The 24,917-nt window shown below is 67.0% G+C and carries 22 protein-coding genes; 8 read left to right on the top strand and 14 right to left on the bottom strand.

Annotation, left to right across the window (positions count from 1 at the left end):
- Positions 1–20: 20 nt before the first annotated feature.
- Genes QNJ67_02745 through QNJ67_02730 form a run of 4 tightly spaced genes read right to left on the bottom strand, consistent with a single transcriptional unit; the run spans position 21 to position 5,177 of the window.
- Entirely contained in the window at positions 21–632 is a 612-nt protein-coding gene (locus tag QNJ67_02745; GenBank protein MDJ0607866.1) for a sarcosine oxidase subunit gamma family protein, read from the bottom strand.
- The gene (locus QNJ67_02740) at positions 625–3,606 is read right to left on the bottom strand and encodes a sarcosine oxidase subunit alpha family protein (GenBank protein ID MDJ0607865.1); all 2,982 of its coding nucleotides are present in this window, start codon (positions 3,604–3,606) and stop codon (positions 625–627) included. Before QNJ67_02740 ends, QNJ67_02745 begins: the two co-directional genes overlap by 8 nt.
- Positions 3,603–3,896, bottom strand: coding sequence for a sarcosine oxidase subunit delta (locus QNJ67_02735; protein MDJ0607864.1), 294 nt, complete (start codon positions 3,894–3,896; stop codon positions 3,603–3,605). The genes QNJ67_02740 and QNJ67_02735 overlap by 4 nt, the downstream gene beginning before the upstream one ends.
- 24 nt (positions 3,897–3,920) lie before the next feature.
- Complete coding sequence (locus QNJ67_02730) at positions 3,921–5,177, bottom strand: sarcosine oxidase subunit beta family protein (GenBank protein ID MDJ0607863.1); 1,257 nt, start codon at positions 5,175–5,177, stop codon at positions 3,921–3,923.
- A 306-nt stretch (positions 5,178–5,483) separates the two neighbouring features.
- Here QNJ67_02730 and arsC point away from each other — a divergent pair, with 306 nt between their 5' ends.
- The gene (gene arsC / locus QNJ67_02725) at positions 5,484–5,846 is read left to right on the top strand and encodes an arsenate reductase (glutaredoxin) (protein MDJ0607862.1); all 363 of its coding nucleotides are present in this window, start codon (positions 5,484–5,486) and stop codon (positions 5,844–5,846) included.
- A gap of 25 nt (positions 5,847–5,871) precedes the next feature.
- Here arsC and QNJ67_02720 read toward each other — a convergent pair whose 3' ends face one another.
- From QNJ67_02720 to QNJ67_02700, 5 genes are all read right to left on the bottom strand, one after another.
- Positions 5,872–7,998, bottom strand: coding sequence for an ABC transporter ATP-binding protein (locus tag QNJ67_02720; protein ID MDJ0607861.1), 2,127 nt, complete (start codon positions 7,996–7,998; stop codon positions 5,872–5,874).
- A 15-nt stretch (positions 7,999–8,013) separates the two neighbouring features.
- Positions 8,014–8,979 (bottom strand): ABC transporter permease, encoded by a 966-nt coding sequence (locus QNJ67_02715; protein ID MDJ0607860.1) that lies wholly within the window; start codon positions 8,977–8,979, stop codon positions 8,014–8,016.
- A 10-nt stretch (positions 8,980–8,989) separates the two neighbouring features.
- Positions 8,990–9,922 carry an ABC transporter permease gene (locus tag QNJ67_02710; GenBank protein ID MDJ0607859.1) on the bottom strand — a complete coding sequence of 311 codons (933 nt, stop codon included), beginning with the start codon at positions 9,920–9,922 and terminating at the stop codon, positions 8,990–8,992.
- A 110-nt stretch (positions 9,923–10,032) separates the two neighbouring features.
- Entirely contained in the window at positions 10,033–11,742 is a 1,710-nt protein-coding gene (locus QNJ67_02705; protein ID MDJ0607858.1) for an ABC transporter substrate-binding protein, read from the bottom strand.
- Between the two features lie 281 nt (positions 11,743–12,023).
- Complete coding sequence (locus QNJ67_02700) at positions 12,024–13,244, bottom strand: bifunctional alpha/beta hydrolase/OsmC family protein (protein MDJ0607857.1); 1,221 nt, start codon at positions 13,242–13,244, stop codon at positions 12,024–12,026.
- Positions 13,245–13,413: 169 nt separating this feature from the next.
- Here QNJ67_02700 and QNJ67_02695 point away from each other — a divergent pair, with 169 nt between their 5' ends.
- The 5 genes from QNJ67_02695 to QNJ67_02675 all read left to right on the top strand — a co-directional run bounded on the left by QNJ67_02695 (position 13,414) and on the right by QNJ67_02675 (position 17,774).
- Positions 13,414–14,025, top strand: coding sequence for an NUDIX domain-containing protein (locus QNJ67_02695; protein MDJ0607856.1), 612 nt, complete (start codon positions 13,414–13,416; stop codon positions 14,023–14,025).
- 97 nt (positions 14,026–14,122) lie between these two features.
- The gene (locus QNJ67_02690) at positions 14,123–15,124 is read left to right on the top strand and encodes a cysteine synthase A (protein ID MDJ0607855.1); all 1,002 of its coding nucleotides are present in this window, start codon (positions 14,123–14,125) and stop codon (positions 15,122–15,124) included.
- Between the two features lie 13 nt (positions 15,125–15,137).
- Positions 15,138–15,839 (top strand): alanyl-tRNA editing protein, encoded by a 702-nt coding sequence (locus QNJ67_02685; GenBank protein ID MDJ0607854.1) that lies wholly within the window; start codon positions 15,138–15,140, stop codon positions 15,837–15,839.
- Positions 15,840–15,860: 21 nt separating this feature from the next.
- Entirely contained in the window at positions 15,861–16,724 is an 864-nt protein-coding gene (gene sseA, locus QNJ67_02680; protein MDJ0607853.1) for a 3-mercaptopyruvate sulfurtransferase, read from the top strand.
- 3 nt (positions 16,725–16,727) lie between these two features.
- A complete protein-coding gene (locus QNJ67_02675; GenBank protein MDJ0607852.1) occupies positions 16,728–17,774 on the top strand; it encodes a GNAT family acetyltransferase in 1,047 nt (348 codons plus the stop codon).
- A gap of 12 nt (positions 17,775–17,786) precedes the next feature.
- On the opposite strand, the gene QNJ67_02670 is transcribed toward QNJ67_02675, so the two are convergent.
- The 5 genes from QNJ67_02670 to QNJ67_02650 form a co-directional block, all read right to left on the bottom strand.
- Positions 17,787–18,812 carry a transporter substrate-binding domain-containing protein gene (locus QNJ67_02670; GenBank protein ID MDJ0607851.1) on the bottom strand — a complete coding sequence of 342 codons (1,026 nt, stop codon included), beginning with the start codon at positions 18,810–18,812 and terminating at the stop codon, positions 17,787–17,789.
- A gap of 7 nt (positions 18,813–18,819) precedes the next feature.
- Positions 18,820–19,569 carry an amino acid ABC transporter ATP-binding protein gene (locus QNJ67_02665; protein MDJ0607850.1) on the bottom strand — a complete coding sequence of 250 codons (750 nt, stop codon included), beginning with the start codon at positions 19,567–19,569 and terminating at the stop codon, positions 18,820–18,822.
- 57 nt (positions 19,570–19,626) lie between these two features.
- Complete coding sequence (locus QNJ67_02660; GenBank protein ID MDJ0607849.1) at positions 19,627–20,748, bottom strand: amino acid ABC transporter permease; 1,122 nt, start codon at positions 20,746–20,748, stop codon at positions 19,627–19,629.
- Positions 20,749–20,750: 2 nt separating this feature from the next.
- Positions 20,751–21,941: an amino acid ABC transporter permease gene (locus QNJ67_02655; protein MDJ0607848.1), complete on the bottom strand. Its 1,191-nt coding sequence runs from the start codon at positions 21,939–21,941 to the stop codon at positions 20,751–20,753.
- Between the two features lie 92 nt (positions 21,942–22,033).
- Positions 22,034–23,050: an amino acid ABC transporter substrate-binding protein gene (locus QNJ67_02650; protein ID MDJ0607847.1), complete on the bottom strand. Its 1,017-nt coding sequence runs from the start codon at positions 23,048–23,050 to the stop codon at positions 22,034–22,036.
- Positions 23,051–23,287: 237 nt separating this feature from the next.
- Between QNJ67_02650 and metC the strand changes: the two genes are divergently transcribed.
- Positions 23,288–24,487, top strand: a complete 1,200-nt coding sequence (gene metC / locus QNJ67_02645) for a cystathionine beta-lyase (GenBank protein ID MDJ0607846.1) — start codon at positions 23,288–23,290, stop codon at positions 24,485–24,487.
- A gap of 22 nt (positions 24,488–24,509) precedes the next feature.
- Complete coding sequence (gene hisI / locus QNJ67_02640) at positions 24,510–24,914, top strand: phosphoribosyl-AMP cyclohydrolase (protein ID MDJ0607845.1); 405 nt, start codon at positions 24,510–24,512, stop codon at positions 24,912–24,914.
- The last annotated feature ends 3 nt before the right edge of the window (positions 24,915–24,917 follow it).

Below are 24,917 nucleotides of genomic sequence, written 5' to 3'. Positions count from 1 at the left end.
CCAACTTCCCATCGGCCCCATTAAAGCGGTTCCCCGACTGCGCAGCCGAACTCCGCGGCGGCTTCCTGGAGCCAAGCGAAGACGATGTGCGCGAGGCTGCGCGTGACGTAGATGTCGAAGACCGGCTGGCCCCCTTCGTCCGGCCGGCGGTGGACCAGTGTCGCGACCTCCTCCAGCATGGACTGGGCGAAGGCGCCGGCGGGAAACACGCTGTCGTCGATGTCGACCGGCAGCCCCTTGACCAGCACGTCGCGCGCGGCCGGACCCGAGAGGCGCAGAACCGCGCGGCCGTGACCGAGGCCGGTTACCGCCGCCTGGTCGGCGGGCAGACGCCCGGCCAGCTTGTCGTGGAGTCCGTGGCTCTCCGGCGCAACGATCAGCAGGCGTTCCGGCCCGGTCATGAAGATCGTCACCGGGCCGGCCACGGCCGCGGTCCGATAGTCCGGCGGCGGCGGACAGGCGACCGCCTCGGAGACCGCGGCGGAAACGCCGTCGAAGCCGTCCGGCCAGCCAACCACCTGGACCAGGTCCAGCCCGCGGACCTCGGCGATGCCGACGCCGGGCGCGCCGTCGGCGGCGCCGGTCCGGCCCGGCCGGTAGAAGCCGGCGAGAGGCGAGCGGGCTTCAGGCATAGACGCGCTTTCCTTCCGGATCGACGAAATGGGGCGAGGCGACCTTGACGGCGACGCTCTGGTCCTTGACCGCGTAGACCGCCTGGACCACCTCCCCTTCCCGCGCCATGCCGCCCGCGAGCAGGCCGAGGGCGACGTAGTGGCCGAGCGCCGGGCTGAAGGTGACCGAGGTGACGTGGCCGAGACCGTGACCCTCGGGCGTCTTGCCCGATTCGTGGAGAATGGCGCCGGCGCGCAGACGCGCCGCGCCGTCCTCCGGGATCAGGCCGACCAGGGTCGGGCGGTCCTCGCGCTTCAGGCCCTCGCGGTGCATCAGGACGCTGCCGATGAAGGGCTTCTTGGTGCTGGCCATGCGTCCCAGGCCGAGGTCGCCGATCGTCGTGCGGCCGTCCAGCTCGGGCCCGGCCACGTGGCCCTTCTCGACCCTGAGCGCCCCCAGGGCCTCGAGGCCGTAGAGCACCAGGCCGTGGTTTTGGCCGGCTTCGTGAAGGCGTTCCCAAAGCGCCGTGCCGTAGCCCGCCGGCGTGAAGACCTCGTAGGCCAGCTCGCCGGAGAAGCTGATCCTGAAGATCCGCACCGGGATGTCGCCGACGTGGCCCTCGGCGACGCCCATGAAGGGCAAGGCCTCGTTGCCGAGGTCGATATCGGAGACCGCGTCGGCCAGGAGCGCCCGGCTGTTCGGCCCGGCCACGGCCATGCCGGCCCACTGGTCGGTCACCGAGGTGACCTGCACCTTGAGATCGGGCCAGGCGGTCTGCAGCAGAAACTCGAGATGGGCCATGACCCGCCCGGCGTTGGCCGTGGTCGTGGTCATGAAATAGTGGTGCTCGGCGATCCGCGACGTCGTGCCGTCATCCATCACGATGCCGTCCTCGCGCAGCATGAGCCCGTAGCGCGCCTTGCCGACCGCCAGCGCCTTCCAGCCGTTGACGTAGACCCGGTTGAGGAACTCCGCGGCGTCGGGCCCCTGGACGTCGATCTTGCCCAGGCTGGAGACGTCGACGAGGCCCACGGTCTCGCGAACGGCGGCCGCCTCGCGGCGGTAGGCCGCGTCCAGGTCCTCGCCCGGCTTCGGGTAGTACCAGGGCCGGATCCAGGGCCCGGCCTGGACGTCGACCGCGCCGTTCTCGCGGTGCCAGTCCTGCATCGGCGAGAGGCGCAGCGGATGGATGTGGTCGTCGACCGCCGTGCCGACCAGGGCGCCGCAGGCGATCCCGGTAAAGGGCGGCCGGAAGGTCGTGGTGCCGACCTGGGGGATCGTCGCCTGGCGCCGCTCGGCCATGATCGCCAGCGCGTTGACGTTGGAGGTCTTGCCCTGGTCGGTCGCCATGCCGAGCGTGGTATAGCGCTTCATGTGCTCGACCGAGACGTAGCCCTCCAGGTGGGCGAGGTCGATGTCGCTCGCCGAGACGTCGTTCTGCAGGTCGAGGAAGGCCTTGCCCCCCTTCGCGCCCGCCGCCTTGGGCACGCGCCAGAGCGGCATGAGCCGCCCGACGCCCGGCTCGTCGACCTCGGGCGCCGGCAGGTCCGGTATGGAGGCCGTGGCGCCCAAAGCCCCGGCGGCTTCGCGCCCGGCGGCCACCCCGGCGGCGACGCAGCCGGCCAGATCGAAGACGCCCTGGCAAGCCCCAACGCTGTGCTGGCCTGGCCGCAGCTGGCCCGGCACGAAGGCCGCGATGGTCTCGTCGAAGTCGAGCGACACCCTGGACTGGCTGTGCAAGTGAACGGTCGGCTGCCAGCCGCCGGAGACGCAGAGCAGGTCGCAGGGCCGGCGCTGCGCCGTCCCGGCGGCGCCGTCGGCCCCGAGCGGCGCGAGGTCGGCGTACTTCAAGCGGGAGCCTTTGCCGGCCGAGGCCACCACGTGGCCGAGCAGGAGCTCGATCCCCTGCCCCTCGGCCCGGGCGCGCAGGTCGGCCGCGACCTCGGCCCGGCTGTCCACCAAAGTGACCTTGGCGCCGGCGGCCTTGAGATCCAGGGCCGCCGGGTAGGCGCCGTCGTTGTTGGTGAACACCACGGCGTCGCGGCCAGGCAGCACGCCATAGCGGTTGACGTAGCTGCGGGCGGCCGAGGCCAGCATGATCCCCGGCAGATCGTTGTTCGCGAACACCAGGGGCCGCTCGATGGCGCCGGTGGCCAGCACGACCTCGCGGGCCCGCGCGACCCAGTAGCGCTGACGCGGCTGGTGATCCGCCGGCGCCGCCAGGTGGTCCGAGACCCGCTGGATCAGGCCCAGCGTGTTGCCGTCGTAGTAGCCGAAGGCCGTGGTCCGCGCCATCACCCGGACGTTGGCCAGGCCGTCCAGCTGTGCCAGCGCCTCGGCCAGCCAGGGCGCTGCCGCCGGGTTCGAGAGCAGCGCGCCGCCGGGCTCCGCCTGCTGCTCCACCAGCAGCACGCGCAGGCCCGCCCGGCCGGCGGTCAGGGCCGCCGCGAGGCCGGCGGGGCCGGCGCCGACGACCAGCACGTCGCAGAAGGCGTGCGCCTTCTCGTAGTGGTCGGGGTCGGGCTCCTTGGTCGCCGTGCCGAGCCCGGCCGCCCGCCGAATGAAGGGCTCGAAGAGCATCCATGACTTGCGGGTCGGGCCCATGAAGGTCTTGTAGTAAAAGCCTGCCGAGAAGAACGGGGTGAACAGGCCGTTGACCGCCATGGCGTCGAACGCGAGCGAGGGCCAGCGGTTCTGGCTCTCCGCCTCCAGTCCTTCGTAGAGCTCGACCGCGGTGGCCGGGAGGTTCGGTTCGCGCCGCGCCCCCTCGCGCAGGGTGACCAGGGCGCTCGGCTCCTCCACCCCGGCGGAGAAGACACCGCGCGGCCGGTGGTACTTGAAGCTGCGGCCGAACAGGCCGACGCCGTTGGCAAGAAGCGCGGAGGCCAGCGTGTCGCCGGCGAAGCCGCTGTAGCGCTTGCCGTCGAAGCGGAACGAGATCGGCGCGCCGCGATCGATCCGGCCGCCGCTCGCCAGGCGCGCGGAGCCTGTCATTCAGCCGCCGCCTTGCTCGGCCGGCCGGGGACCGTGTCGCGCGCGGGTTCGACCGAGTAGATCTCGTGCGTCACGGTGTCCCGCTCGACCCGAAGCCATTGGCGGCAGCCGTTGACGTGGTGCCAGAACTCCGTGTGCCGGCCGCGCGGGTTGTCGCGCAGAAAGACGTACTCGTACCAGGCCTGCATGTCCTCGCTGCCCCACTCGGGGCGGGTCAGGCTGGCGTCCTCGCCGTAGGTGAACTCGGTGAAGTCTCTGAGCCCGCAAAAGGGGCAGTTGATTCGCAACATGGCCGGTCTCTCGTTGCGGGCGTTCTAGTGGGCCTTGGGATAGGGGCCCGAGCCCTTCTCGTCGATCTGGTAGCCGCGCTGGAAGCGGTCCAGCGTGAAGGCGGCATTGAGCTTGTGGGGCGCGTCGTTGGCGATTGTGTGGGCGAAGCACCAGCCCGAGGCGGGCGTCGCCTTGAAGCCGCCGTAGCACCAGCCGCCGTTGATGTAGAGGCCCTCGATCGGCGATTTGCAGATGATCGGGCTGCCGTCCATGGTCATATCCATCACGCCGCCCCAGTGGCGCACGAGGCGCAGCCGCGAGATGCAGGGCACGAGGGCTTTGGCCATGGTCATGACATTCTCGACCAGCGGCAGGTTGCCGCGCTGGGCGTAGGAGTTGTAGCCGTCGAGATCGCCGCCGAAGACCAGCCCGCCCTTGTCGGACTGGCTGATGTAGAAGTGCGCGCCGCCCGAGGCGACGACGCAATCGATCATGGGCTTCAGGGGCTCGCTGACGAAGGCCTGCAGCAGGTGGGATTCGATCGGCAGGCGCAAGCCGGCCATCTGGGCCAGGTGGCTGGTGTGGCCGGCGACGGCGAGGCCGACCTTGTCGGCGCGGATCGCCCCGCGCGTGGTCTCGACGCCGGTGATCCGGCCGCCCTCGCTGAGGAAGCCCGTCACCTCGCACTGCTGGAGGATGTCGATGCCGCGCTGGTCCGCCGCCCGCGCGTAGCCCCAGGCGACGGCGTCGTGGCGCGCCGTCCCGGCGCGTCCCTGCCAGATTCCGCCATAGATCGGGAAGCGGGCGTTGGGCGAAAAATTGAGGAAGGGCACCCGGCGCTGAACCTCCTCGCGGGTCAGCAGCTCGGCGTCGATCCCGTTGAGCCGCATGATGTTCGCCCCGCGCACGGCCGCGTCGAGGGCGGCCGGCGAATGACTGAGGTTGAGCTGGCCGCGCTGGGAGAACATGACGTTGTAGTTCAGGTCGTGGCTGAGGCCCTCCCACAGCTTGACCGACCACTCATAGAACCCGGTGTTGCCCTTCTCCCGGTAGTTCGAGCGGACGATGGTGGTGTTGCGCCCCGTGTTGCCGCCGCCGAGATAGCCCTTTTCGAGCACCGCGATACTGCTGATGCCGTGATTCTTGGCCAGGTAGTAGGCGGTCGCCAGGCCGTGGCCGCCGGCGCCGACGATGATGACGTCGTAGTGCGGCTTGGGTTCCGGATCGCGCCATGCGCGGGGCCACGAGCGATTTCCGCCGAAGGCCTTGGAAACCAAGCTGAAAACGGAGTAGCGGGTCATGCCCCTGCGCTTTCCTGCCTGTCTCTCTGATTGGCGGTGATCCTATAGAAAAACGCCGCCGATCCAATTGTCTTTGATCGACTCTCTTTGTCCCCCGCGGCAACATGTCGGTCCTAGAGCAGATCCGGGTTTGATGGAATCGCCACGGGTGATCCATCAACCCGGTGAATCTGCTCTAAACCTAGGATGTAGAGCGGATTCACATGTTTGGTTGGCAACCACGAAGTGGTTCCATCTAAACATGATCCGCTCTAGGACAGATCCGGATTCGATCCGCTCTAGCCGAACAAACCGGGGCACCGCTCAATGACCGTGAAGATCCTGCACAACCCGCGCTGCAGCAAGTCCCGCCAAACCCTTCAGCTGCTGAAGGACCGGGGCATAGAGCCTGAAGTCGTCGAGTACCTGAAGACGCCGCCGTCGGCGGCCGAGATCGGCCGAATCCTCGAGCGTCTGGGCAAGCAGCCCCGGGAAGTGATGCGGACGAAGGAGGCGGTCTACGCGGAACTCGGCCTCGCCGATTCGGCTCTGGACAGGGCCACCTTGATCGCGGCGATCGCAGACAACCCGATCCTGCTCGAGCGGCCGATCGTGATCAACGGCGAAAGGGCCGCGCTGGGCCGCCCGCCGGAGAGCGTTCTGACAATCCTCTTACCGATTGCCCTCTGAGCGATTGCCGGACCGCGAGCAGGGTCTACTCGGCCGCCGGCTGGTCTCCGGCCGGCTGCTCGGCCTTGTCACCCAGCTTGATCACCGGCTCCACCGCGCGAAGTTCGTCGAGGGGGATGTGGCAGGAAATGATGTGGCCCGGTGTGTCCTCGACAAAGTCCGGCACCTCGGTTTCGCAGATCGCGCCGATCTTGCGCGGGCAGCGGGTATTGAAGGGGCAGCCCTTGGGCGGATCCATCACGCTGGGCAGGTTGCCTTCGAGGATAATGCGCTTCCTCTCGATCGAGGTATCGGCGATCGGCACGGCGGACAGCAGCGCTTCGGTGTAGGGGTGGTAGGGCGGGCTGAAGACCTCGTCCGTGGCTCCCTGCTCGACGATGTGCCCCAGATACATGACCACCACGCGGTCGGCCAGATAGCGGACCAGCGAGAGGTCGTGGCTGATGAAGAGCAGCGTGGTGCGGTAGGTCCGCTGAATATCCATGAGGAGACCGGTGACCGCCGCCTGCACCGAGACGTCGAGCGCCGAGACGGGCTCGTCGGCCACGACCATCGAGGGATTGCCGGCGAAGGCGCGCGCGATGCCGACCCGCTGCTTCTGGCCGCCGGAGAGCTGGCGCGGCCGGCGCCGGGCGAACTCGCGCGGCAGCTTGACGAGGTCGAGCAGCTCCATGACCCGGCCTTCGATCTTCCGCTTGTCGGTCTCGACACCGAACTTCTTGATCACCCGGGCCAGCTGGGCGCCCACGGTGTGGCTCGGATTGAGCGTGTCGAAGGGATTCTGGAACACCATCTGAACCGAGCCGATCTGCTCCGGCTTGCGCTCCTTGACGGGATGGTCCGAGACGTCGTCGCCCTTGAAGACGACTTCGCCGTCGGTTGCGGTCTCGAGGCCCATGAGGACCTTGGCGAAGGTCGACTTGCCGCAGCCGGACTCGCCGACGATCGCGACAGTCTGGGACTCCCGGGCGTCGAAGGAGATGCTCTCGTTGGCCTTGACGTACTTGACGCGCTCGCCCTTGATCATGGCGAGGATCGAGTTGTCACGCAGCTCGTAGTACTTGCGCATCTTGTTGATCGCGAGAATGCGCTCGCCCGGCGTGATCGATTCCCCTGACAGCCCCTCCGGGCGGTAGGCGTCCCAGTCGATGTCGCTCCAGCGCCGGCAGCGGACCCGATGGCCCGCTTCCTCGGGTACGTCGTGCATCTCGATCGTGCCGACGTCGCATTTGCCCTCGATGAAGTGGTCGCAGCGAGGCCCGAAATAGCAGCCGGGCGGCCGTTCGTGGGGCAGGGGCAGCTGGCCCCGGATCGGCACCAGCGGATGGGCCGTCTTGTCCGTGCCGGGCAAGGGAATCGCGCTGAACAGCCCCTTGGTGTAGGGGTGGCGCATCTTGTCGAAGACTTCCTTCACGGTCCCCTGCTCGACCACCTGTCCCGAATACATCACGTTGATGCGGTCGCAGGTCTCCAAAATCAGGCCGAGGTTGTGGGATATGTAGATCATGGAGGTGTTGAACTTCTCGGCGATCTCGGCGATCAGCTCGATGATGCCGGCTTCGACCGTCACGTCGAGTGCCGTGGTCGGTTCGTCGAGCAACAGAAGCGAAGGGTTGGACAGCAGCGCCATGGCGATGACCACGCGCTGCTGCTGGCCGCCCGAGACCTGGTGAGGGTAGGAGTTCATCACCCGCTCGGGATCGGGCAGGTGCACATCGGCCAGGACCTTCTTGGCCCGCTCGTAGGCCTCCTCTTCGCTGACGTTCTCGTGGCACAGCGGCACTTCCATCAGCTGCCTGCTGAGCAGCATGCTGGGATTGAGAGAGGCCATGGGCTCCTGGTAGACCATGGCGATCTCGTTGCCGCGCAGATGGCGCAGCTCCTCTTCGCTGAGCTCGGCGAGATTCCGGCCCTTGTAGATGATCTCGCCGCCGACGATGCCGCCGTTGTTGCCCATGTACTGCATGATCGCCATGGCGACGGTCGACTTGCCGCAGCCCGATTCACCGACCAGGCCGACGCTCCCGCCCTGATGCAGGGTCAGGTCGAAATCGACCACCGCCGGAATCTCGCCGGCCCGCGTGAAGTAGGAGATGCTGAGGTTTCGGCACTCCAGTATCGGGCCGTCGTAGTCCTTGCCGTTTGCCGACATGATCGCCTCCCCCCTCTAGTCTCGCAGCGAGATTTCGCGCAGGCCGTCGGCCAGCAGGTTGAAGCCCAGGACCAGCGAGGAGATCGCGATGCAGGGGAACAACGACATATGCGGGAAGACCATGGCCATCTGCCGGGTCTCGTTGATCATCCCGCCCCAGTCGGGATCGGGCGGCGGCAGGCCGAGGCCGAGGAAGCCGAGCACGCCGATCGTGATGATCACGTAGCCCAGGCGCAGGCAGACATCGACGATCAAAGGCCCGCGCGCGTTTGGCAGGATCTCCACCAGCATGATGCGCCAGGCGGATTCGCCGCGCGTCTCCGCGGCAAAGACATACTCCCGGCTGCGCAGGTCGAGCACCAGCCCACGCACGATTCGCATGATTCCGGGCCCGGAGGCGAAGGTGACGGCGACCATGATGTTGGCCGCCGAGGCGCCGACCGTCGCGATGATGATGACGTAGAGCACAAGGACCGGGAACGACAGAATCACGTTGGCGATGAAGGAGAGCACCTCGTCGGTTAGGCCGCCTACGTAGCCCGCCGCCAAGCCCATGGGTATGCCTACCGCGTAGGCGCAGATCGTAGCCAGAATGCCGAAAATGAGGACCCGGCGCGCGCCGTGCATGATTCGGCTCAGGATGTCCCGGCCGATATGGTCGGTGCCGAGCCAGAAGGTCCCGCAGTCGAACTGGCCCGGCGCCCCGCCCTCGAGCGGCTCGCAGACATCCTGCACCTTCCGGCCTCCGAGGGACTGGTTTCCGCTGAGGATCGCCGGGGCCATGACCTTCTGAAGCGGCTTCAGGGTGGCCAGGGGGTCGAAGGGCGCCAGCACGTCGGCGCCGAGCGCGATGAAGACCCAGAAGCCGATGATTCCCGCGCCGATCATGCCGACCCCGCTCTCGCGCAGCAGCGCCAGGCTCTTGAAGGCTCTCAGCAGGGCCGGTTCGCGCCGGGGGAGTTCCAGTGCCGTGTCTGCCATGGTCTCCCCCTCAGCCGAAGCGAATGCGCGGATTGAGATAGGTGTATCCCACGTCCGCGATCGTCTGGGTCATCACGGCCACGAAGACCGCGATCATCGTGCAGGCCTCGATCAGATAGATGTCCTGATTGAGCGACGCTTCGAGAAGCAGCGCCCCGAAGCCTTTGTAGGCGAAGAAGTATTCCACCACGATCACGCCCGACAGCAGCCAGTTGATCTGCAGCATGATGACCGTGAAGGGGGCGATCAGGGCGTTGCGCAGGGCGTGCTTGAGGATGACTTCCTTGTAGGGCAGCCCCTTCAGAACCGCGGTGCGGATGTAGTGGGTCGTCATGACCTCGGCCATTGAAGCCCTGGTCATGCGGGTGACGTAGCCGAAGTCGTAGAGCACGAGAACCATGACCGGCAGGATGAGCTGCCTTATGTCGAACCCGTCGGTCATTCCGCTCGTGCCGGGGAGCAGGTCCAGGTAGAAGACGAAGAAGGCTGACAGCAGGACCGCGCTGGCGAACTCGGGTATCGAGGTGGTTATGATCGACGAGACCGATATGGTCCGGTCGAGCCCCGAGCCCTCGCGCATGCCGGCCAGAACCCCGAGAAACAGGGACAGGGGGACGACCACCGCCAGGGTCGCGGCGGCGAGGATGGCCGTGTTGCCGAGCCGGGGCCAGAGCACGACGCCGACGTCTTCCTTGAAGCGCACGGATTGGCCGAAATCGCCGACCGCGAAGTTGCCGAGCCAGCGCAGATAGCGTGTCGCGAAGGGATCGTTGTAGCCGTTGTTCTCGAGCCAGATCTGTCGCTGCTCGTCCGAGGAATAGGGCCCGAGCACCTTGGTCGCGACGCTCTCCTTGTCGATCTCGAGCAGCAGAAACAGGAGGATCGACACCACCACCATGGTCAAGACCGTGGTGCCGAGGCGCCGCATTACGAAAACCAACATGGCTTGACGCCCTTTCTACTTGTCCCCCAGCGCCGCGCGGCACGCTCGTTTCTCGGCGCGCGAACCACGGCTCCCTGTTCAGAATTTCATTGAACCATCCTGCCCTGGCATCAAGTCAACCAAATTTTGTTGAACTGGTGATAGAGCGTGGGGTGCATCTCGTAGCCGCGCACCCTCTTCGTGGTCGCCGAAAAGACCGCTCGCCAAAGGGGTTGGGCGATGACGGCGTCGTTCTGCAGGATCGACTCGACCTTCTCCATCGCCCGGCGCCGTTCGTCCGCGTCGAGGATACCCCCGGCCACGTCGAGCGCGGCGTCGAACTCCGGATTGGCGTAGCCGCTCTCGTTCCAGGGGACGCCGGAACGGTAACCGAGATTCAGCACCATCACACCGAGCGGGCGGTGGGTCCAGGACGTGAATCCGAAGGGCGTCGTGTCCCAGACCTCCCAATAGCGGGCACCCGGCAGGATGTTGAGGTCGAGGTCGATGCCCGCCGGCGCCAGCTGCTCCTTGAAAGCCTGCATCGCGGCAGAATGCCAGGGGTCGGCCGCGCCGAGATCGATATTCAGCTTCATGCCCCGAGGGTAGCCGGCCTCGGCGAGCAGCGCCTTGGCCTTCTCGTGGTCCTGCACCAGGGGGGGCAGCTCGAAGTACTCGGGATGGATCGGCGCCACGTGGTGGTTCTCGCCGGCCGCGCCGCGCCCGCGATAGGCAAGGTCGAGGATGGCCTTATGGTCCATGCAGCCGGCGATCGCCTGACGCACGCGCCGGTCGATGAAAGGCTTTTCGGTCACTCGCATACGGGCGACGGCGGTCTGGGCGGTGACCGCCTGGTGCAGCACCGCGTCCGGCAGGCGCTCGACCTGATCGGTCACCTCGTTGGCCACCTCGAAGATCATGTCGACCTGGTCAGATGCCAGGGCTGCGATGCCGGCGGCGGGCTCGTCGCCATGGTCGATGTAGACGATCTCGTCGAGAAAGACCTCGCCGCCCCAGTAGGGCTCGGGCCTGCGGCGCAGCACGCAGCGCTCGCCGATGGCGAACTCGGCCAGGGCAAAGGGCCCGGTGCCGACCGGGTTGGCGGCGAAGTTGCCGCCCTCCTCGCCGAACCGCCGATGCACGATCGCCGTTGGATAGTTGTAGAGGTTCTCCGGGATCGAGAGCACCGGCGCAGTCAGGTTCAAACGAACCATGTAGGGCCCGAGCTTCTCCACGGCGCCGCCCACCATCCGCCGCTCGGTGATCGGGTTTCCCTGGGCATCGGTCTTGCCGGTTTCGACCTCCTCGGTCATCTGGGCGAAGAGGCCCAGATTGGACGATCCCGTCGCGGGGTCGAGCCAGCGTTCAAAGTTGTAGACCACGTCGTCGGCGTTGAACTCGTCGCCGTTCGACCATTGGATCCCCTCGCGCAGCTTGAAGGTCCAGGTCTTGAGGTCGTCGGAAGCTTCCCAGCCTTCCGCCAGGTACGGCCGGGTGATGTTGTCGGGCCCCGTGATGGTCAGATACTCGAGGATGTGGCGCGTCTGATTGGACATCTGGGTCCAATCGTAGGTCGCCGGATCGTCCATGCGCTGCACCCTCATGGAGCAACGCAAGCGCCCGCCGGTCTTGGGCGCCTCGGCCGCCTGCGCGCTGGGCAGAAGGCCGTCACCGAGGATCTGGGCCGCCGCCAGGTAGGCGGCCGGCGCGGATACGCCCAGCAGGGTCGCCGTACGCAGGAACTCGCGGCGGTCGATCCTCTCGCGCCGCAAGGCTTCGCAAAGCTCGGGAAGATAGGGGTGGCCCTTCCTGACGGCCGTCCTGGAGAAGCCCTTTGACATTACCTCGCCTTTCGGGCGTCGCCGCCCCGGTCTTCCCACTCGCCGCCGTGCATGGCGCTATGCAACTGCCGGCGGTAATTCCACGCGAGGGTTAAACCTGGTCCGATAGAGCGTCGCGCCGAAGCGGGCGCTCCGCCCGTGCCCGCTACGATCCATGCTACGCCGGCGGAGCGGGCCAGATCCCCATGCCCAGGTCCCTGCTCGAATTGCCCCGACCTTAGCAAACTTCCAGAGGCGCCGTCACGCCTCCGTTTGCCCACCATCTGGCGCGGTCCGGCGGCTCAGACAGCCTCAGTGACGACATGTACCTCGCTCTCCAAGCTTCGGTGCACCGGACACTTGCTGGCGATCTCCAGCAGCCGAGCGCGCTGGGTTTCGTCGAGCGGCCCCTCTAGGAGGATTCTGCGCGTGATGTGGTCGATCTTCCCGTCCCTGGTCTCGCACTCCGCGCAGTCTTTCGCGTGAATCTTCTCGTGGCTCAGGTTTACGGTGACCCGTTCGACGGGCCAGCCCTTTCGTTCCGCGTACATACGGATCGTCATGGAGGTACAGGCGCCCAGCCCGGCGACCAGCAGACCGTAAGGCGACGGTCCGGTGTCGTCGCCGCCGAAGCTCTTGGGCTCGTCCGCCCGCAGACTGTGGGGACCGGCCGCGATATGCTGCGAGAAGCGGCCCTCGCCGGTCTCCCGGACCACCACGGTCCCCTCGGCGGCACCGAGCGCCGGGGCCGCCTCCGCGCCGCCGACGTAGCGGCCGACCCAGGCGGCCAGGACGTCGGCGACGTAGACGGCGTCGGCCTTGCGGGTCAGGAGATGATCGGCATCGTCGAGCGAAACGAAGCTCTTCGGGTGCTTGGCGGCGACGAAGATCTTGCTGGCGTTCTCGATGCCGACCGTCTCGTCCCGCGGCGCGTGGAATACCATCAGCGCCTTGCGCAGGCCGGCGATTTCCGCCTCGAGCCTGCGGCCGGCGATATCCTCCAGGAACTGCTTCTTGATGCGGAAAGGCCGCCCGGCCAGCAGCACCTCGGCCTCGCCGGCGGCCTCGATCTCAGGCCGCGCCGACTGGAAGAGATGCCCGACGTGCTCCGGCTCGGCCGGCGCCCCGATGGTGGCGACCGCCACGGCCTCGGGAACCTGCGAGGCCGCGGCGAGCACCGCCGCGCCGCCGAGGCTGTGCCCGATCAGGATCCTGGGCGCCTCGAGATTCTCCCGCAGATAGTCCGCGGCCTTCACGAGATCGCCGACGTTCGAAGAGAAGTTGGTATTCGCGAACTCGCCGTCGCTGTGGCCCAGCCCGGTGAAATCGAAGCGCAGGACCGCGATGCCCGCCTCCGCCAGCCCGGTGGCGATCCGCGAGGCCGCGAAGATGTCCTTCGTGCAGGTGAAGCAGTGCGCGAAGAGCGCATAGGCGCGAGGCCTGCCGCTGGGCTTGTCGAGGCGCGCTGCGAGCTGGTCGCCCTGAACACCGGAAAAGGTCAGCTTCTCGCTCGTGACGGCCATGGCCAAGCTCCCCAAGTTTGCGCACAAAGCGACCCGTCCATGCCACGGACCAATCAAGGAGGCAAGGAGAGCCGGCGCGCCTTCGGGGGACTAGGTGGCGCGCCGCGCTTTGGCTACTCTCGGGCGCCCGACCAGACCCCGCAGCGACAGCCGGAAAGAAGGACGCGAAATGACCGGAGACGATCCCGATCTGCCCTATGAAATCCTGGAGAAGACGACCCGCTATAAGGGGCGGTTCGAGATCATCCGCTACAGCTTTCGCCATCGACGCTACGACGGCCGCTGGTCGCGCGCGATCCACCGGGAAGTCTTCGAGCGCGGACATGCGGCGGCGGTCCTTCCCTACGACCCCGGCCGCGACCGGGTCGTCCTGATCGAGCAGTTCCGGCCCGGGGCCCTCGCGGCCGACCTCGATCCCTGGCTGGTAGAGGTGGTGGCCGGAATCATCGATCCCGGGGAAACCGCCGAGGCGGTTGCGCGTCGCGAGGCGGTCGAGGAGGCCGGCTGCCAGATCGGCGCGCTGGAGCGGATCGGCACCTTCTTGATGACGCCGGGCGCCTGTTCGGAGACCGTCACCATGTTCTGCGGCCGGGTCGATTCCGACGGCGTCGGCGGCATCCACGGACTGGACGAGGAGGACGAGGATATCCGCGTGACGACGGCGCCCACCGCCGAGGCGCTCGACCGCCTCGCGGCCGGCGAGATCGTCAACTGCACCACGGTGCTTTGCCTGCAATGGCTGGCACTGAACCGCAACCGGCTGCGTGAGCAGTGGATCTAGTTCTGCATAGCGCCGAGAAATGGGGGCTGGCGGCTTGTAATCGCCGGGCCCGCGCGGCTAGTCTTTCGCTCGTTCCAGGCACTAGAGGATCGCCCGCATGCTGGTTCGCGACGGATTTGCGGAAACCGTCGGCAACACGCCCCTGATCAAATTGCGCCGCGCCTCAGAGGAAACCGGCTGCACCATCCTGGGCAAAGCGGAGTTTCTGAACCCGGGCAGTTCGGTCAAGGACCGGGCGGCCAAGTTCATCATTCTCGACGCCGAGGAGCGCGGCCTTCTGGAGCCCGGGGGCACCGTGGTCGAGGGGACCGCCGGCAACACCGGGATCGGCCTGACCCTGATGGGCAACGCCCGCGGCTACAAGACGGTGATCGTGATCCCGGAGACCCAGAGCCAGGAGAAGAAGGACACGCTGCGCATCTGCGGCGCCAAGCTCAAGGAAGTTCCCGCCGTCCCCTACAAGGACCCGAACAACTACGTGCATGTCGCCGCCAGGCTCGCCGAGGAGCTCGGCGCCAAGGGCTCGGGCAGCGTGGTCTACGCCAACCAGTGGGACAACACGGCGAACCGCCGCGCCCACTACGAGGGCACGGGCCCAGAGATCTGGGAGCAGACCGACGGCACGGTCGATGCCTTCATCTGCGCCGTCGGGACCGGCGGGACCCTGGCCGGGACCGCCATGGCGCTGCGCGAGCGCAAGAAGGGCGTCGTGATCGGCCTGGCCGATCCCGAGGGCGCGGCCATGTACAGCTACTTCACCACCGGGGAGCTGAAGTCCCAGGGCAGTTCGATCACCGAGGGCATCGGCCAGGGCCGGATTACCGGAAACCTCGAAGGCCTCGAGGTCGACGAGCCCTTTCGGATCGAGGACCGGGAGCTGCTGCCGGTCTGTTATCGGTTGCTCAAGGAGGAAGGGCTGTGCCTCGGCAGCTCCAGCGGGATCAACGTGGCCGGCGCCATTCGCCTGGCCAGGAAGCTGGGTCCCGGGCACACGATCGCGACGATCCTCTGCGATCTGGGCACGCGCTATCAGAGCAAGCTGTTCAACCCCGCATTCATGAAGGAAAAGGGTCTGCCGCAGCCCGATTGGCTGGTCTGAGGACAGGACAGGAATGACAGAGATTTTTCGCCACGATTCCTACCAGCGCCAGTGCACCGCCAAGGTGACCGCATCCGGCGACGCCGGCATCGAGCTTGACCAGACCGTGTTCTACCCCACGGGCGGCGGCCAGCCGGGCGACACCGGCCACCTCAGCTGGCCCGGCGGACAGGTCGCCATCGTCGACACCAGGAAGGGTCCGGAGCCCGGCACCGTCCTCCACCTGCCCGAGGCCGGCGCCGCCCTGCCGGCGCCGGGAACCGAGGTCGAGGCGGCGATCGACTGGGAGCGGCGGCATCGCCTGATGCGCATGCACACCTGTCTGCACCTGCTGTGCGCCGTCGTGCCCGGCGAGGTGACCGGGGGACAGATCAGCGACGGCAAGGGCCGTCTGGATTTCAATCTGCCCGATACCAAGGTTGACAAGGAAGAGGTGACGGCGGCGCTCAACCGACTGGTCGACGAGGACCATACGGTCGAGCCGCGCTGGATCACCGACCAGGAACTCGAGACCAATCCCCAGCTGGTCCGCACCATGTCGGTCAAGCCGCCGGTGGGACAAGGCCAGGTCAGGGTGCTGGATATCGCCGGCGTCGACCTGCAGCCCTGCGGCGGCACCCATGTGCGCAGCACGGGCGAGATCGGCCGGGTCCGGGTCAGCAAGATCGAGAACAAGGGCCGGCAGAACCGGCGCATCAACATCGTGTTCGACTAGAGCGGAGCAACCGGACGCGCCATGGCATCCTTCGAAAACGACGCCCTCGTCAGCACCGACTGGCTGGCCTCACACCTCGACGCGCCCGATGTGCGAGTCGTCGACGCGAGCTACTACCTGCCCCACGAGGGGCTCGACGCCCGGCAGGAATTCGCTCTTCACCATATTCCAGGCGCTGTGTTCTTCGACATCGACGAGATCGCCGATAGCGGCACTGACCTGCCCCACATGGTTCCGCCCCCGGAGAAGTTCTCATCCAGGGTGCGCAAGCTCGGCCTCGGCGACGGGGTCCGCATCGTGGTCTACGACCAGCGCGGCATGTGGAGCGCGCCTCGGGTCTGGTGGACCTTCCGCTACTTTGGCCACCACGACATCGCGGTCCTCGACGGCGGCCTCGTGAAGTGGCTTGCCGAGGGCCGGCCGGTCGAGGACGGACCCGCCCGCCCGTCGGAGCGGCACTTCACGCCTCGCGTCGACAGCTTTCTGCTGCGCGACCGGGATCAGATGATGGCCAATCTGAAGAGCCGCCGCGAACAGGTTCTCGACGCCCGCAGCACAGGACGCTTCGAGGGTAGCGCCGCCGAGCTCTGGCCCGGTCGGCGCGGCGGACACATCCCCGGCAGCCTGAATCTGCCGTTCGACCGCCTGCTCGACCGCGAGAGCCAGACGCTCAGACCTGCCGCGGAACTGCGGACCGAAATCGAGGCGGCCGGGGTCGACATGACCAAGCCCGTGGTCACGACCTGCGGCTCCGGGGTGACGGCGGCCATTCTCGCGCTCGGCCTGCACGTCGCCGGACACCGGGACGTTGCCCTCTACGACGGCTCCTGGGCCGAATGGGGCCTGCCGGGCGACACGCCGGTGGAAAGCGGCCCCGCCGGGTAAGCCATGGCGACCCGCGAGCCCGCGCCCGGCAAGCTCAAGATCCGGACGATCAAGCCGAAGGATCGCGACGCCGTGGTGGCGCTCTGGCAGGAGTGCGACCTGACCACGGCGTGGAACGACCCGCACCAGGACCTCGACAGTTTCGAGCAGACGGCGACCGCCGAGGTCTTCGTCGGCGAGGCCGGCGGCCGGATCGTGGCCACAGTGGCGGTGGGTTATGACGGGCACCGCGGCTGGGCCTACTATTTGGGTGTCCACCCGGCCCAGCGGGGCGCCGGCTACGGCTCGGCCATCATGCGCCGGGCCGAGAGCTGGCTGAGCGAACGGGGCGCGGCCAAGATACAGCTCATGGTGCGGGAACGGAATCTCGCGGTGAAGAACTTCTACGCCGCGCTGGGCTATCAACCGAACCGCTGCCATCTCATGCAGCGCTGGCTCGACGGACGGGACGCGCCGGCCATCGAAACGGCCCGCGACGACGGCAAGCTGGAAGTAACGGTCACTTACCTCGAGATGACGCAGCGGCCGCCGCATCCGCACGTCTCGCCGCCACAGGGCATGAAGCTCGCCCTGATCCGAGCGCACCGGCCGACCGTGCCCTTCTACCGCTTCCTCTACGACACCGTGGGCGAGCCTTGGCTCTGGTACGAGCGGCGCAAGCTGGACGACGCGGCCCTGGCGCGGCTCGTCCAGAACGAGAAGGTAGAGCTCTACGTGCTCTACGCGGACGGTGTCCCGGCCGGCTTCGCCGAACTCGACCTCACCGGGCCGCCGGATATCGACCTCGCCTTCTTCGGCCTGATGCCGGACTTCATCGGGCGCGGCCTGGGCCGCTACCTGCTCACCTGGACAATCGACACAGCCTGGAACTACGAGCCGGAGCGGCTGACCGTGAACACCTGCTCGCTCGACCACCGCCAGGCGCTGCCGCTCTACCAACGGTGCGGTTTTCAGCCCTACGACCAGAAGTTTGCGGTGATCCCGGACCCCCGCCTCAACGGGCTGATCCCGGCCGAGGGAAAAATGCGCGGACCGGGGGCCGGCAGGTAGCTCTTTCTCGGCTTACCGGAAGGGCGGCGCGTGCAGCAGTCCGCCATCGAGCCATAGGGCATTGGGACCGCGCTCCAGCTTCAGTTCGTCGCCGGAACCCAGGTGGCGGTCATAGAGCTCGCCGTAGTTTCCAGCCGAGACGATCGCCCTGTAGGCCCAGCCGTCGTCGAGGCCCAGGCCCTCGCCGAGCCCCGGCACGGCACCGAGCAACCGCTCGATCCGAAGGTCATCGCTCCGCCGGCGCAGGCGCCCGGCATTGGCGCGGGTGACCCCGAGTTCCTCCGCCGTGATCAAGGCGAAGACGGTCCAACGCACCAGGCTAAGCCACTCCCGGTCGCCGGCCGCCACGCTGGGCCCCTGGGGATCCCGCGACAGGAGGTCGGGCAGGATCTCGTAGCCCGCCGGGTCGGGCAGGGCAGCCCGCAAGGCCGCCAGGGCTAGGCGGCCAGCGCTCACGGCGCCGCAGTCGCCAGCCAGAAAGGCCGCGACGAGGGCGGCCTCGTCCTTGTGAACCTGCGGTGTGAGGGCACCGCCCCCCTTACTTGCGAAGCGCAGGAGGTTGTCCCCGAGGCCCGGATCCCCTGGGATGCAGACAGACGCGGGACCGAGCACCAGCGCGTTGCCGTACTGTGCGTTCCGGGGAACCAGGAGGCCCTGGCCCTCGATAAGACTATGGGTCGCGAAGCGTACTCCCCCCTCGGCCGCCAAACGCGGCATGGCCGGTTGCCGGGCCAGGAGATCCAGGCGCCCCTCGATCAGGGCGGCACGGCCGGGCTCTCCAGAAAGCGGGACCAGCTCGGTCTTGCCGCCCTCCTCCAAGGCCGCGGCGGCGACCGCGCGGCACAGGTCGACATCGAAACCGCGCCAACCGCCGGCATCGTCCCGCAGGGCTAAGCCGGGCTGTCCAGCCAGGACGCCACAGCGCACGAGGCCCGCCTCTCGGACGCGGTCGAGCACCGCGCCGGCCTCGGCTTCCGAAATGCAGAGAAGGCAAAAGCCAAGCGCCCCGGCCGCGGCGATCAGGCCGAGGCGCCGCATGGCCGGCCTAGTGATGCAGGATCTGGCTCAGGAAGAGCTTGGTGCGGTCGGACTGCGGGTTGTTGAAGAACTCTTCCGGCTCGTTCTGCTCGATGATCTCGCCGCCGTCCATGAAGATCACCCGGTTCGCCACCTTGCGCGCGAAGCCCATCTCGTGGGTCACGCAGAGCATGGTCATGCCGGACTCGGCGAGGCTGACCATGACGTCCAGCACCTCGGAGATCATCTCAGGGTCGAGCGCCGAGGTCGGCTCGTCGAACAGCATGATCCGGGGGTTCATGCATAGCGAGCGGGCAATCGCCACGCGCTGCTGCTGGCCGCCTGAGAGCTGGCCGGGATACTTGCCGGCCTGTTCCGGGATCTTGACCCGCTCGAGATACTTCATTGCCGACTCCTCGGCCTCTGCCTTGGGAGTCTGGCGCACCCAGATCGGCGCCAGGGTGCAATTCTCCAGGACGGTCAGATGCGGGAAGAGGTTGAAGTGCTGGAACACCATGCCGACCTCGCGCCGGATCTCGGCGATGTTCTTGAGGTCGTTGGTCAGCTCGATGTTGTCGACGATGATCTGGCCCCGCTGGTGCTCCTCCAGGCGGTTGATGCAGCGGATCATGGTCGACTTTCCCGAGCCCGAGGGGCCGCAGATAACGATCCGCTCGCCCCGCTGGACCGTCAGGTTGATGTCCTTGAGGACGTGGAACTCGCCGTACCACTTGTGCATGCTGATGATCTGGATCGCGACCTCCTCGGAGATCTGCATGCCGCTCTTGCCGTTGCCGACCGAGGTTTCCACCGTCTCTGCCATGACCCAGTTTCCCTAGCGTTTGTGCCCGGTGTGCAGCTTCTTCTCGAGATAGATGCTGTAGCGCGACATGGCGAAGCAGGAGATGAAGAAGAAGACCGCAATGAAGATGTAAATCTCGGTGGAGAGGCCCTGCCACTTGCTGTCGGCCAGGATCGCCTGGCTCAGGCCGATCGGGTCGAGCAGGCCGATGATGACCACCAAGGTCGTGTCCTTGTAGAGGCCGATGAAAGTGTTCACGATTCCCGGGATCGAGATCTTCAGCGCCTGCGGCAGCACGATCAGGGCGGTCATCTTCCAGTAGTTCAGCCCCAGCGCCTGGGCCGCCTCGAACTGCCCCTTGGGGATCGCCGCCAGACCGCCGCGCACCACCTCGGCGATGTAGGCCGCCGAAAACAGTGTCACCATGATCAGCACCCGGAGCAGCAGGTCGAAATAGGTGCCCGGCGGCAGGAAGTAGTTGAGCAGCGTCGAGGCGACGAAGAGCAGCGTGATCAGTGGCACGCCCCGGATGAACTCGATGAAGCAGACGCAGATGACCTTGAGGACCAGCAGGTCGGAACGCCGCCCGAGCGCCAGCAGGATCCCGATCGGCAGTGAACAGGCGATGCCGGTGACGCCGATGGTCACGGTCAGCATGAAGCCGCCGAACTTGGCCGATTCCACAGGTTCCAGGCCGAGACCGCCCCAAAGCAGGAAGAAGGCGATCACGGGATAGGCGAGCGTGAAGAAGATGGTGTAGCGGCGGTAGGGCGCCTTGTCGAACAGCACGGGGACCAGGGCCACGAACAGCAGCACGAAGGCCAAGTCGACCCGCCAGCGCAGGGCCTCAGGATAGAAGCCGTACATGAGCTGGCTGAAGCGGATGCGGATCAGGGCCCAGCAGGCGCCGTCGCCCAGTTCGCGGCACTCGTTGCGAGAGCCCGCGCTGATTACCGCGTCAGTCACCGCCCACTGGAACAGGGCGGGGACGACCAGATAGAGCACGTAGACGCTGACTACCGTCAGCGCGATGTCGGTTGGCGTGGAGAACAGGTTGTCGCGCAACCACTTGATGACGCCGGTCGACGCCATGGGCGGCGGCAGATCCGGATGAGTGCCGGGGGCGAATTTGCCGGCTTCTTCTGCTTGTGCCATCGCTATCGCTCCACCAGCGCGACGCGCTTGTTGTACCAGTTCATGACCATCGAGATCGAAAGCGAGATCAGCAGGTAGATCGACAGCACGATCGACATGCATTCAAGCGCCCGGCCGGTCTGGTTCAGCGAGATGCCGCCGATCGTTGCAACGATGTCCATGTAGCCCACGGCGATCGCCAGCGAGGAATTCTTGGTCAGGTTCAAGTACTGGCTGATCAGCGGCGGGATGATGACCCGGAGAGCCTGGGGCAGGATCACGAGGCGCATGGTCCAGTTCTGCTTGATGCCGAGGGCAAAGGCGGCCTCGGTCTGGCCATGGCTGACGGATTGGATTCCGGCACGGACGATCTCGGCGATGAAGGCCGCCGTGTACATCGACAGCGCGAACCAGAGGGCGATGAACTCCGGCACGATTGTCAGGCCGCCGCGGAAGTTAAAGCCCTTGAGCGCCGGCCAATCGAGCGAGATCGGCATGCCCGCCACGAAGAACACCAGGACGGGCAGCCCGACGATCAGGCCGAGATTGATCGTGAAGACCGGGTAAATCTTGCCCGTCGCCTCTTGAACCCGCTTGGCGTAGCGCGAGAAGAAGATGGCGCCAATGACCGCGACGACGAAGGCGATCAGAATCGCCATCGAGCCCGACTCGTAGACCGGTCGCGGCACCGAGAAGCCGCGGTTGGAGAGGAAGACTCCGGAGACCGGCTCGAGCGCCTGCTTCGGCCGCGGCAGGGAGTGCACGATAATGCCGTGCCACAGCAAAATCTGCAGCAGCAGCGGCACGTTGCGCGTGAACTCAACGTAACAGTAGACCAGCCGGCTGATCAGAAAGTTGTGAGACAAGCGAAGGACACCGGCGATGAAACCGATGATCGTGGCGAAGATGATTCCGGCAATCGCGACAATGCCCGTGTTCAGGAGGCCGACCACCATCGCGCGCGCATGGGAGCTGCGAGAGTCGTACTCGATCGGCCGCTGGTTGATGTCGTAGTTCGACGGCTCGTTCAGAAAGTCGTAGCCGGTCTCGACACCGAGAAGTTCCAGGTTCTGGATGGTATTCCGGACGATGAACCCGAAGAACAGCAGCAGCGCGATCAGCGCGATGATCTGGATAAGCACCCCGCGAGAGCGCTTGTCGGTCCAAAGGCTGCTCAGCCTGAACCCCGGAGATGCCGCTTCGACCGCCGCCATGGCTCTTCGCGTCCTTCGCCTAGGTTTACCGGAAAGGCGATGAGGCCGGGGCGTGGCGAACCTCGGTCCGCCACGCCACCGGCAACGTCACGTCAACGGTACGGCGGCGCGTAGATCAGGCCGCCATCGGTCCACTGCGCGTTCAAGCCACGCTCGAGGCCGATCGGAGTCTTCGTGCCGATATACTGCTCGAAGATCTCGCCGTAGTTGCCGACCTGGGAGAGAACCTGAACCGCCCAGTCCTTGGGCAGGCCCAGCATGTCGCCATAGCTGCCCTCGGTGCCGAGCATCCGGTTGATCTCGGGAACGTTGGTTCCCTTGGCCATCTCCTTGACGTTCTTGGAATCGACGCCGAGCTCCTCGGCGATGATCAGAACGTTGAGCACCCAGCGCACGATATCGCCCCACTCGTCGTCGCCGTGGCGGACCAGCGGGCCCAGCGGCTCCTTGGAGATGATCTCGGGGAGAATCACGTGATCGGTGGGATTCTCGAAGGTGGCACGGGTCGCGGCCAGGCCCGACGCGTCCGTGGTGTAAACGTCGCAGCGGCCGGCCTGGTAGTTCTGGCGCGCTTCCGCGTTGGTCTCGATCGGGACCGGCTCGTAGGAGATGTTGTTGGAGCGGAAGAAGTCCGCCAGATTGAGCTCGGTAGTCGTGCCGGTCTGGATGCAGACCGACGCGCCGTCGAGTTCCTTGGCGCTGGATACGCCGAGGTTCTTGGGCACCATGAAGCCCTGGCCGTCGTAGTAGTTGATGCCCACGAAGGTGAGCTTCAGGTCGACGTCACGGCTGTAGGTCCAGGTGGTGTTGCGGGCGAGCATGTCGATTTCGCCCGACTTGAGCGCCTCGAACCGGGTCTTGCCCGTGGTCGGCGTATACTTGACCTTTGACTTGTCGCCGAAGAGCGCGGCGGCCACGGCCTGGCAAACCGCCGGGTCGAAACCCTGCCAGTTGCCCGCGTCGTCGGTGAAAGCAAAGCCCGCGACGCCGGTCGAGACGCCGCACTGGACGAAGCCCTTCTTCTTGATGTCGTCGACGGTCCCGGCCATAGCCGCGGTCGACAACGTGGTAGCCGCAGCGGCGGCCAGGAGAACCTTGGTCACTTTCATGGAACGGACCTTCCCTGCTGGTCGTTGAGTTGTTCCTTTGGCGCGGAGGCGGTTGATAACCCCCAATACCGCCGCCCAAAAATGTAACATACGGTCGCAAAAGGCAACAGCGCGCTTCCGGCCGCCGGCGGCCCGCTCTCCGGCTGCCGGGGGCCGCGGCGGGGCCGGGCCTTTCCCGGACCCTTCCGCCCTGGCATAAGGGATCGGGCCGATCTGGAGACAAAGGCGAGCGGAGCCGTGCCGAAAGCGAAGAGGGACTACAAGCGCGACACCCTGATCACCCATCTGGGCCGTGATCCGCAGGCGTTCTACGGGGTGGTTAACACCCCGGTGTTCCACGCATCGACCGTCCTTGCCGAGAACCTGGAGACCTACGACGATCCGGAGCGGCGCAAGCAGAAGAACGCCGTTTACTATGGCCGCGGCGGCACGCCGACAGTCTTCAGCCTCGAAACCGCGATCGCCGAGCTGGAGGGCGGCAGCGGCAGCGTCGCCGTCTCCTCGGGCCTGGCGGCGGTGACCAGCGCCCTGCTCGCCTTCTGCGAGGCGGGCGATCATATCCTGGTCAGCGACAACGTCTATCTGCCGGCGCGCAGGTTCTGCGACGGCCTGCTGACCCGCCTCGGGGTCGAGGTCGAGTACATCGACCCCCTGATCGGGGCCGATGTCGCCGCGCTGTTCCGGCCCAACACGCGCCTGGTCTACCTGGAATCTCCCGGCTCCCATACCTTCGAGGTCAGCGACGTGCCGGCCATCGCGACGGCCGCGAAAGAACGCGACCTCTGGGTCCTGATGGACACGACCTGGGCAGCCTCGGTGCTGTGCCGGCCCTTCGAACTCGGTGTCGACGTGTCGATCAACGCCGGGACCAAATACATCGTCGGTCACTCCGATGCCATGCTCGGCCTGATCACGGCCTCGGCCCGGGCCGATGACCGGGTGCGCGACGCCGCCCGCGCCCTGGGGCAGTGCGCCGGCCCCGACGACGTCTACCTGGCGACCCGCGGGCTGAGGACGCTGGGCGTGCGCCTCGCCCGCCACGCCGAGACCGCCCTGACCCTGGCCGGCTGGCTGGCGGCCCGCCCCGAGGTCGAGCGCGTGCTCTACCCGGCGCTGCCCGAGGACCCGGGCCACGCGCTCTGGCGGCGCGATTTCTCCGGCGCCTGCGGGCTCTTCGGCGTGGTGCTGAAGCCGCCCTGCCCGCGCCCGGCCCTGGCCGCCCTGATCGACGGCATGGCCCTGTTCGGCATCGGCGCGAGCTGGGGCGGCTACGAAAGCCTGATGATCGCGTCCTATCCCGAACGCATGCGCAGCGTCGTGCCCTGGCCGGCGGCCGGGCGGACGCTAAGGATCCACGCCGGCCTCGAGGATCCGGCCGACCTGATCGCCGACCTGGACGCCGGCTTCGCGCGCTTCAACCAAGCCCACGCCGCTTGAGGCCGGGCCGGGAGGAGGAAGCATGACAAGCCAGCCCGAGCTGCCCGCCGACCTCGAGGCCGCGCTGCGGACCGGCGCCGACGGCCTGGTCCCCGCGATCGCCCAGCAGCACGACAGCGGCGAGGTCCTGATGATGGCCTGGATGAACCGCGAGGCGCTGGCCGAGACGCTCAGCACCGGCCAGGTCTGCTACTGGTCCCGCTCGCGCGCCGGGCTGTGGCGCAAGGGCGAGCGTTCCGGCCAGGTGCAGAGGCTGATCGACCTCCGGATCGACTGCGACGGCGACACCCTGCTGCTGCTGGTCGACCAGACCGGCGTGGCCTGCCATACCGGGCGCCGAAGCTGCTTCTATCTTCAGCTCGATGACGGCGAGCTCAAGGAGATCCTCCCGGTCGCGGTCGATCCGGCGGACCTCTACGGCGCCTGAGCC

The sequence above is a fragment of the Kiloniellales bacterium genome, from assembly GCA_030064845.1.
In the GTDB taxonomy this organism is placed as follows: domain Bacteria; phylum Pseudomonadota; class Alphaproteobacteria; order Kiloniellales; family JAKSDN01; genus JASJEC01.
This window is presented reverse-complemented; position numbering and strand designations above follow the sequence as displayed.

Bases quoted from the DNA above. Each gene is read 5' to 3' on its own strand.
- QNJ67_02665 (MDJ0607850.1), bottom strand. From the start codon at position 19,569: ATGCAGATCTCCGAGGAGGTCGCGATCCAGATCATCAGCATGCACAAG.
- QNJ67_02650 (MDJ0607847.1), bottom strand. From the start codon at position 23,050: ATGAAAGTGACCAAGGTTCTCCTGGCCGCCGCTGCGGCTACCACGTTG.
- QNJ67_02660 (MDJ0607849.1), bottom strand. From the start codon at position 20,748: ATGGCACAAGCAGAAGAAGCCGGCAAATTCGCCCCCGGCACTCATCCG.
- hisI (MDJ0607845.1), top strand. From the start codon at position 24,510: ATGACAAGCCAGCCCGAGCTGCCCGCCGACCTCGAGGCCGCGCTGCGG.
- QNJ67_02730 (MDJ0607863.1), bottom strand. From the start codon at position 5,177: ATGACCCGCTACTCCGTTTTCAGCTTGGTTTCCAAGGCCTTCGGCGGA.
- QNJ67_02715 (MDJ0607860.1), bottom strand. From the start codon at position 8,979: ATGGCAGACACGGCACTGGAACTCCCCCGGCGCGAACCGGCCCTGCTG.
- QNJ67_02655 (MDJ0607848.1), bottom strand. From the start codon at position 21,941: ATGGCGGCGGTCGAAGCGGCATCTCCGGGGTTCAGGCTGAGCAGCCTT.
- QNJ67_02695 (MDJ0607856.1), top strand. From the start codon at position 13,414: ATGACCGGAGACGATCCCGATCTGCCCTATGAAATCCTGGAGAAGACG.
- QNJ67_02740 (MDJ0607865.1), bottom strand. From the start codon at position 3,606: ATGACAGGCTCCGCGCGCCTGGCGAGCGGCGGCCGGATCGATCGCGGC.
- QNJ67_02710 (MDJ0607859.1), bottom strand. From the start codon at position 9,922: ATGTTGGTTTTCGTAATGCGGCGCCTCGGCACCACGGTCTTGACCATG.
- QNJ67_02735 (MDJ0607864.1), bottom strand. From the start codon at position 3,896: ATGTTGCGAATCAACTGCCCCTTTTGCGGGCTCAGAGACTTCACCGAG.
- QNJ67_02690 (MDJ0607855.1), top strand. From the start codon at position 14,123: ATGCTGGTTCGCGACGGATTTGCGGAAACCGTCGGCAACACGCCCCTG.
- QNJ67_02670 (MDJ0607851.1), bottom strand. From the start codon at position 18,812: ATGCGGCGCCTCGGCCTGATCGCCGCGGCCGGGGCGCTTGGCTTTTGC.
- QNJ67_02700 (MDJ0607857.1), bottom strand. From the start codon at position 13,244: ATGGCCGTCACGAGCGAGAAGCTGACCTTTTCCGGTGTTCAGGGCGAC.
- sseA (MDJ0607853.1), top strand. From the start codon at position 15,861: ATGGCATCCTTCGAAAACGACGCCCTCGTCAGCACCGACTGGCTGGCC.
- QNJ67_02705 (MDJ0607858.1), bottom strand. From the start codon at position 11,742: ATGTCAAAGGGCTTCTCCAGGACGGCCGTCAGGAAGGGCCACCCCTAT.
- arsC (MDJ0607862.1), top strand. From the start codon at position 5,484: ATGACCGTGAAGATCCTGCACAACCCGCGCTGCAGCAAGTCCCGCCAA.
- QNJ67_02745 (MDJ0607866.1), bottom strand. From the start codon at position 632: ATGCCTGAAGCCCGCTCGCCTCTCGCCGGCTTCTACCGGCCGGGCCGG.
- QNJ67_02675 (MDJ0607852.1), top strand. From the start codon at position 16,728: ATGGCGACCCGCGAGCCCGCGCCCGGCAAGCTCAAGATCCGGACGATC.
- QNJ67_02685 (MDJ0607854.1), top strand. From the start codon at position 15,138: ATGACAGAGATTTTTCGCCACGATTCCTACCAGCGCCAGTGCACCGCC.
- QNJ67_02720 (MDJ0607861.1), bottom strand. From the start codon at position 7,998: ATGTCGGCAAACGGCAAGGACTACGACGGCCCGATACTGGAGTGCCGA.